At 38.2% G+C, this 8,841-nt stretch carries 2 protein-coding genes; one reads left to right on the top strand and one right to left on the bottom strand.

What is annotated here, in order from left to right; genetic code table 11:
• Positions 1-93 precede the first annotated feature (93 nt).
• Entirely contained in the window at positions 94-8,190 is an 8,097-nt protein-coding gene (locus RWO85_RS07090; RefSeq protein ID WP_314414956.1) for a DUF1542 domain-containing protein, read from the top strand.
• 315 nt (positions 8,191-8,505) lie between these two features.
• Here the strand turns inward: RWO85_RS07090 and RWO85_RS07095 are convergent.
• Positions 8,506-8,841 (bottom strand): transposase (locus RWO85_RS07095; protein ID WP_314414957.1); only part of this gene is annotated, 336 nt, incomplete at its 5' end.

Here is an 8,841-nt window from a genome sequence, read left to right on the forward strand (position 1 = left end):
ATTCACATTAACTATAATAACTAGCCGTTGCTTAAGAAACGGCTACTTTTATGTGAAAATCCAAAATATATTTCAAAAAGGAGATCCAAATTAATGGAAAATAAATCGTCTATGAGTCGCGCTGAGCGTCTACGTCGTGAAAAGGTCACGCGTTACTCGATTCGTAAATATAGCTTTGGAGCGGCTAGTGTAGCGGTCGCTGCTCTTTTTATGTTCTTAGGAAATGGAGCTGTATCAGCTAACGAGCTAAGCAAACAAGATACACCATCTGTAGAAACTCCAGCGCCAGCCTCTGAAAATAAACCAACTTCAGTAGAAAACACACCAGTAGTACAACCAAGTGTAGAAGAGTCTACTGCTAAACCAGAAGCAGCAGCAACTCCAGCTTTGGATAAAACTAAACTAGAAAGCTACATTTCAGAAATTAAATCAAAACTTGCTTCAGGTAAGTATGCTAATAAAACAGAGGAAAGCCTTGCTCTTTTGAATAGTAAATTGGCTTCTGCTGAGTCTACGCTCGCTTCTGCAACGACTCAAGATGAATTGACAAAGGCTTATCAGAAACTAGTGATGTTTGTTAGTTCAGGGTTAAAAAGCAAACCAAAAGAAGCTCCGAAAGTAGACACTACTAACGGACAACCAACTGTAGGTAAAAAAGCAGGAAACACAGAAAATAAATCTGATTCTAACTCAATCGAAAATACAGGTTCAAAAGATCCACGTAATGGGAAAGAGATGGATAAGGAGAATGCGTTTAGAACAGAAGCAACTGCAGCAACGCATGAAGCAACAACAAACAAAGTAGGAAACATTAGTTACACTATGGAGTTTTCTGATGATGCTAAAAAAGAAATTTATCTTTATAACCAAGAAGATACAAATATTGATATTACTGTGAATTCAACTGCAGGAAATATTAGTTCTGTAAAAGTTAGAGGTGGAGGTAACAGACCTCTTGATGAAGCAACTAAAGATAGCACTGTTCAAATTGATGGATTTGGATGGAGTTATACACAAACTGTAACTGAAACAGCTGGACCAGTAACGATGAATATTACTGGTAAAACTAATGAGAGATTTTTAGGTCTTACTCCTACTAACAGACGTGAGGATCAACATTCGGTTTTAGGAGCTAGATATTTAGTAATTACAGATGCCGCAGGAGGAAAGGTAGAGGCACCTAGTAATGGCTCAAATCAACCGGGTTATTTCAATTTAGTTGTTAAATCTCAAACATATAAGTACGATATTAAAGATTTAACTGAGGAAAGACGTATTACAGTTAATGATATTGATAATATTACACCAACAGAGTTAGCATCAATTAAATCTAGATTAAAATTAGAATATTCTAAAAAGAGTAATGATGCGCGATTCGTAGGTGGAGCGACTGTTGCTAATCCTACTTCATTAATTGATACTGTTGCAGTATCAACGACTGAACCTAGCAAGCTTGTTGTAACATATAAAGATGGTTCTGTAGATACAATCGAAAAAAGTAAAGTTTTAAACGTAAAACCAGCAGGAATAATTCCATTCTCTAAACCGGATACAAAAGAGATTTATGTTTATAAAGGAGAAGAAACTAATCTAGAATTTGGTGTTACAGATGATTCTGGTAAAATTAAAGATCTTCGTATTGTACAAGGTTCAGCTATTATGGGAGCTTCTGGGGCAGAAAAAGGTCAAGTTAGAAATGAATATGGTCTAACAATGACTTCTGAAACGAATGAAAATGGTATTGTTGCAACAACGGCTCATCCAGCTATCACAAGAATTACAGGTACTGTGGATGTTCCGGGGAAACCAAAATTTGTAGGTCCACTAATGACAAGATATCTAGTTGCAGAAGATTTAGATGGAGCACTATTTTCTAATCCAGACGCTAATAAGAATATGGATCAAGAAGGGGCTTTCAAACTAGTAGTTCGTGAACAAACTCAAAAATATGATATTCAAGGACAAACAGAAGAAGCTAATAAAGTAGCAGTATCAGACGTTAACAATTTATCGGATGCTGATTTTGAAAAAATTAAAAATAATATTAAAATTCAATACAAAACTAGTGATGATGAAAGATTAAAAGAAAAAGATGGATCATTAGTAGAAAATGCTTCACAATATATCCAATCTGTAACTAAAGAAGGCGATAAGATTGTAGTAACTTATAAAGATGGTTCAACCGATAAGCTAACTCTTACAGAGGTAGTAACACTAGATAAACAGCCTGCTATTGATGCAGTAAACACAGCAGCATCTGAGAAAATTGCAGCAATTAATGCTACTCCAAATACTACGGATGAGGCGAAAGCGGCAGCAATTGCAAAAGTAAATGCTGATAAAGAAAAAGCATTGACAGCAATTAATGACGCTAATGTAACAACAAAAGATGCATTAAATCAAGTTCAAAATAATGGAACTACAGCAATTAATAACGTTACACCAATAGCGAAAGCAGCAGCGAAAAAAGCAATTAATGATGAATTAACAGCAAAAAATACTGAAATCGATAATCGTCAAGACTTAAGCCAAGCAGAAAAAACAGCAGCGAAAGCAGAAGCTAAGAAGTTAGCAGATGCACAATTAGCAGAAATCGCTAAACAACCAGATGTAGCAGACACACCAGCTGCGGCAACAACAGCTCAACAAGCAGTAGACGCAGCGGGAACTAAGGGTGTAGCAGATGTTAAATCTGTAAATCCATTAGCTAAAGATGCAGCTAAGGCAGATATCGAAACAGCTCGTCAAAATAAAGTAAATGATATTACTAATAACAATAACTTATCTCAAGCAGAAAAAGATGCGGCAGTCGCTAAAGTTAATAAAGCAGCAGAAGATGCAACAAAAGCAGTAGATGCAGCAACAACAGCAGATGCTCTTACAACAGCTAAAGGTGACGGAACTACAGCAATCAACAACGTTACACCAGTAGCGAAAGCAGCAGCTAAACAAGCAATCGCAGATGCTTTAAATGGAAAAGATGGTCAAAAAGGAAAACTTCAAGAAATTGAAGAACGTACAGACCTAACAACTGAAGAGAAAGCGGCGGCTAAGAAAGAAGCACAAGATAAAGCAGACGCTGAATTAGCGAAAATTAACGCACAACCTGATGCGGCTGATACACCAGCTGCGGCGACAACGGCTCAAGAAGCAGTAGATGCGGCAGGGACAAAAGGTGTAGCAGATGTTAAGTCTGTAAATCCAGCGGCTAAAGCGAAACCAGAAGCTAAAAAAGCGATTGATGATGCATTAACAGCTAAAAACAACGCAATTGACGCTCGTGATGATTTAACACCAGAGCAAAAAACAGCACTGAAAAATGCAGCGAAAGCAAAAGCAGACGCAGCTAAAGATGCTATTGATAAAGCAACAACAGATGCAGATGTAGATCAAGCTAAAACAGATGGTGCGACAGCAGTTGCAAATGTAACTCCAGTAGCAAAAGAACCAGCTAAACAAGCAATTGCGAAAGCGTTAGAAGATAAAAATGCTGAAATCGACAAACGTACGGACTTAACAGTAGAAGAAAAAGCAAAAGCAAAAGCAGAAGCTAAGAAACTAGCAGATGCACAATTAGCAGAAATCGCTAAACAACCAGATGTAGCAGATACACTAGAAGCAGCACAAACAGCACAAACAGTAGTAGACGCAGCTAAGAAAACAGGTGTAGATGAAGTAACTGCAGTAAATCCAACAGCAGTAACTAAACCAGCAGCTAAGAAAGCAATTGATGATAAATTAGCTAAACAATTAGAAGATATTGCTAATACTCCAGATGCTACTGATGAAGAAAAAAAAGTAGCAGAAGATGCAGCAAAAGCAGCAGCTGAAAAAGCTAAAGAAGAAATTGATAAAGCTGGAACAGATGCAGCAGTTGAAGCTAAGAAAGATGAGGCTGTAGGTAAGGATGGAGCTAAAGGAACAATCGATAAACTTCCTGTTGTAGAAGATAAACCAAACGCTCGTAAAGCTATTGAAGATGAAGCAAATGCTAAAAAACAAGCTATTGATGCACGTCAAGACTTAACTCCAGAAGCTAAAGAAGTATTGAAAGCTAAAGTCGATAAAATTGCTGAAAAAGCAAAAGAAGGAATCGATGCAGTAACTAGCAAAACAGATGTTGATGTGATTAAAGAAGCAGATAAAGCGGCAATTAAAGCAATTGGAGAAATTAACAGACCGATTGATAAAGTGCTAGTTAAAGATCCAAGCGCATTAACAGCTGAAGAAAAAGCTAAAATTTTAGAAGAAGTTAAGAAAGTTAACCCAACAGCTAAAGAAGTTAAATATGATGACAATGGAAAAATCGAAGTAACAACAGAAGCTGGCGATAAAGGGATTATCGACCCAACAAAATTAGTGAAAACTGAGGAACAATTAGATAACGGTAAAGGTGGAAACGATATTAACAAGCCACTTGATAAAGTTATCGTAAAAGATCCATCTAAGTTAACAGATGAAGAAAAAGCTAAGATTGTAGCTGAGGTTGAGGCAGTGAATCCAGATGCTATCGTAACAATCGATGAAAATGGAACAGTTTCAGTATCTACACCAGAAGGTAAAACTGCAGCGATTCCGGCAACTGATTTAGTAAGAACTAAAGAAGACACTGCTAACCCAAGTGCAGGAAACAGTAAAATCGTTAAACCAGCGGATAAATTAGTTGGAAACCCAACAAATCCAGACGATAGAGCTAAAGTAGAAGAAAAACTAAAAGAATTAAATCCAGAAGCTAAATCTGTTGTTTTTGATGAAAATGGAAATGCAACAGTGACTCTAAAAGATGGAACTTCAGCAACAATTCCAGAAGCTGATTTATTCAAATCAGAAGCTTACTTAGCAGAACCAAAAGCAGGAAATGATGTAGTTAAACCAGCGGATAAAACTGTAGTAGCGAACCCAGAACAATTAACTGACGCTGAGAAGAAAGCAATCGAAGATAAGGTCAAAGCCGTAAACCCAGGTGCGACTGTAGTAGTAGACGATAAAGGAAACACATTAGTAACAACACCAGAAGGTAAGACAGCGTTAATTCCAGCAGCAGACTTAACTAAGAGTGCGGAAGATGCAGCTAAGCCAAACGCAGGAGATGACATCGTTAAACCAGCAGATAAGACAGTAGTAGCGAACCCAGAACAGTTAACTAACGCTGAGAAGAAAGCAATCGAAGATAAAGTCAAAGCCGTAAACCCAGGTGCAACTGTAGCAGTAGATGACAAAGGAAACGCAACAGTAACATTAGAAAACGGTAAGACAGCGGTAATTCCAGCGACAAACTTAACTAAGAGTGCAGAAGATGCAGCTAAGCCAAATGCAGGAAACGACATCGTTAAACCAGCGGATAAAACTGTAGTAGCGAACCCAGAACAATTAACTGACGCTGAGAAGAAAGCAATCGAAGATAAAGTTAAAGCAGTAAATCCAGGTGCAACTGTAGTAGTAGACGACAAAGGAAACGCAACAGTAACAACACCAGACGGTAAAACTGCGGTAATTCCAGCAAAAGATTTAACTAAGACAGCAGCAGATGCAGCTAAACCAAAAGCAGGAAACGATGTGAACACACCAGCTGATAAGACTGTAGTAGCAAATCCAGAACAACTTACAGATGCAGAAAAAGAAGCTGTTAAGAAAGCTGTAGAATCAGTTAACCCAGGATCAACTGTAGTAGTAGATGACAAAGGAAACGCAACAGTAACAACACCAGACGGTAAGACAGCGGTAATTCCAGCAAAAGATTTAACTAAGACAGCAGCAGATGCAGCTAAACCAAAAGCAGGAAACGATGTGAACACACCAGCTGATAAGACTGTAGTAGCAAATCCAGAACAACTTACAGATGCAGAGAAGAAAGCAATCGCGGATAAAGTTAAAGCGGTGAACCCAGGTGCAGAAGTTGTAGTAGACGACAAAGGAAACGCAACAGTAACAGTAAATGGTAAGACAGCGGTAATTCCAGTAGCGGACTTAACGAAATCAGCAGCAGATGCAGCTAAACCAAATGCAGGAAATGACGTAGTTAAACCAGCTGATAAGACTTTAGTGAAAAATCCAGAACAACTTTCTGATGAAGAGAAACAAGTAATCACTGATAAGCTTACAGCTTTAAATCCAGAAGCTAAAGTTGTAGTTGATGATAAAGGAAATGCAACAGTAACACCTAAAGATGGTAAACCAGTTGTAATTCCAGCATCAGATTTAACGAAGACAGAAGCACAAGCTAAAGAGCCAAAAGCAGGAAACGACATCGTTAAACCAGCCGATAAGACTGTAGTAGCAAATCCAGACTCATTAACACAAGATGAGAAAGATGCAATCGCAGCTAAAGTTAAAGCAGTAAATTCTGGTGCTGAAGTTGTAGTAGACGATAAAGGAAATGCAACAGTAACACTTCCAAATGGGAAAACAGCGGTAATTCCAGCATCAGACTTAACGAAGAATGCAGATGCAGAAAAAGCACCAAAAGCAGGAAATGACATTGTGAAACCAGCTTCTAAAGTTTTAGTGAAAGATCCAGAATCATTAACAAAAGACGAAAAAGATGCAATTGCAGCTAAAGTAGAAGCAGTCAACCCAGGTTCAACTGTAGTAGTAGATGAAAAAGGAAACGCAACAGTCACAACACCAGAAGGTAAGACAGCAGTCATCCCAGCATCAGATTTAACAAAATCTGAAAAAGATGTGAATGATGGAAAAGCTAAAGACAATGCAGTTACACCAGCAGCTAAAACAAAAGTAGCAAATCCAAATGCCTTAACTGACGCTGAGAAGAAGGTTATCGAAGACAAAGTCAAAGCAGCAAATCCAGGCGCAACTGTAGTAGTAGACGATAAAGGAAATGCAACTGTAGTGAAAGATGGCAATGTTTCAGTTATCCCATCAACAGACTTAGTTAAAGTTGAAGATGATGCTAAGAAAGATAATGGTGGTAACGATGCGAACACACCAGCAGCTAAGACTGTAGTAGCAGATCCAACTAAACTTACAGATGAAGAAAAAGCGGCTGTTAAGAAAGCTGTAGCAGCAGTCAACTCAGGTTCAACTGTAGTAGTAGATGACAAAGGAAATGCAACAGTAACGAAAGCTGATGGAACAGTTCTTAACATCCCAGCTTCAGACTTAGTAATCCCTGCAGATAACTTAGCTGACGAAGCTACAAATGCTAAAGTGAAAACACCAGCATTCCGTACATTAGTTGGAAATAAAGATAACTTAACAGACGATGAAAAAGCAGCTGTTAAGAAAGTAATTGAAGCAGTCAACCCAGGCGCAACTGTAGTAGTAGACGGCAAAGGAAACGCAACAGTAACAATGCCAGACGGTTCTACAGCAACAATTTCTAAAGAACAACTAGTGAAAGATAAAGAAGATGCTAAAGCGAAAAATGGTGGAGATAACCTTGAGTTTGACTTCAGTAAAGTAACTGTAACTGACCTTAAGAATATTACTCCAGAAGAAAAAGCGAAGTTCCAATTCATGATTCTAGGAGCTATCACTGATGTTGAAGAATTTGACATTAGCTCTCTTGAGAAAACAACAGATGCTGAAGGAAATACAGTTTACGCATCTAAAGATGGTAAAGTGAAAATTACGATTGATAAAGATGGTAATGCAACAATCGAAAAAGATGGTAAAAAAGAATTAGCAATTTCAATCGATAAAGACGGAAATGTAACTATCGTAACAAAAGAAGGTCAAGTATTAGCAATTCCAAGAGATGATGCATTCAAACAACGTTCTTATGTATCATCAAATGGTGGAGGCAATAACGGAGCTACTAACACTGAAGCGAAAGTGGATAAAGCTAAGTTAGAAGGTGCTATTCGTCAATTAGATGAATTGATCATCAAAGAATCAGCTAAGCTTGATGCAGAGACTGCAAAAGAAGCGACTGCATTATTAGCAGAAGCTAAAGCAGTATTTGCTAATGCAGACGCAAGTCAAGCAGAAGTGGATGCAATGGTGAAACGTATCGAAGACTTCATGGCGAAAGTTTCTCCATCAACCGATCATGCAACTCCAGCTAATGATCAAGATGCTCAAACACCAGCAAATGCGCGTAAAGTAGCTAAAGAATTGCCAAATACAGGTACAGCAGATTCTACTGTAGCTATGGTAGCAGCTGCCGCAAGTGCATTGCTTGGTCTTGGTCTTGCAGGCCGTCGTCGTAAAGAAGACGAAGAAGCTTAATTGGTAGATTGTTTGATAATTATCAGATGATAAGTCCGATTTTCAAGGCTTAAACTCTTCGAAAATCTCTTCCAACCACGTCAGCTTCGCCTTGCCGTACTCAAGTACAGCCTACGGCTAGCTTCCTAGTTTGCTCTTTGATTTTCATTGAGTATTAAACAAGTACTTCTCATAAGAAAATCTCCTAGCAGGAAAGTCTGCTAGGAGATTTTTGCATTTCAGGAAGTGGACGGATGACTTGGTAACCAGCTAAGTGTAAAGGTTAGCTGGTCAGCTTTTAGGGCTCTTTGTCAACTGTAGTGGGTTGATGAAAAGCTAAGATCTAGAAAGGACACATTTCGTCCTTTCTTTTTTGATATTTAGAGCGATGAAAATCCGTTTTTTGAAGTTTTCAAAGTTCCGAAATCCAAAGGCATTGCGCTTGATAAGTTTGATGAGATTATTGGTTGCTTCTAATTTGGCGTTAGAATAGTGTAGTTGAAGGGCGTTGACAATCTTTTCTTTATCCTTCAGGAAGGTTTTAAAGACAGTCTGAAAAAGAGGATGAACCAGCTTAAGATTGTCCTCAATGAGTCCGAAAAATTTCTCTGGTTCCTTAGTAATGATTTTTACCTGACAACGAACAGCGCGATTGTAGCGCAGAAAATGATT

Source organism: uncultured Streptococcus sp. (assembly GCF_963521865.1).
GTDB lineage: Bacteria > Bacillota > Bacilli > Lactobacillales > Streptococcaceae > Streptococcus.

Excerpts from the sequence above, each read along its gene's own strand:
- RWO85_RS07090 (WP_314414956.1), top strand. The coding sequence starts at position 94 with ATGGAAAATAAATCGTCTATGAGTCGCGCTGAGCGTCTACGTCGTGAA.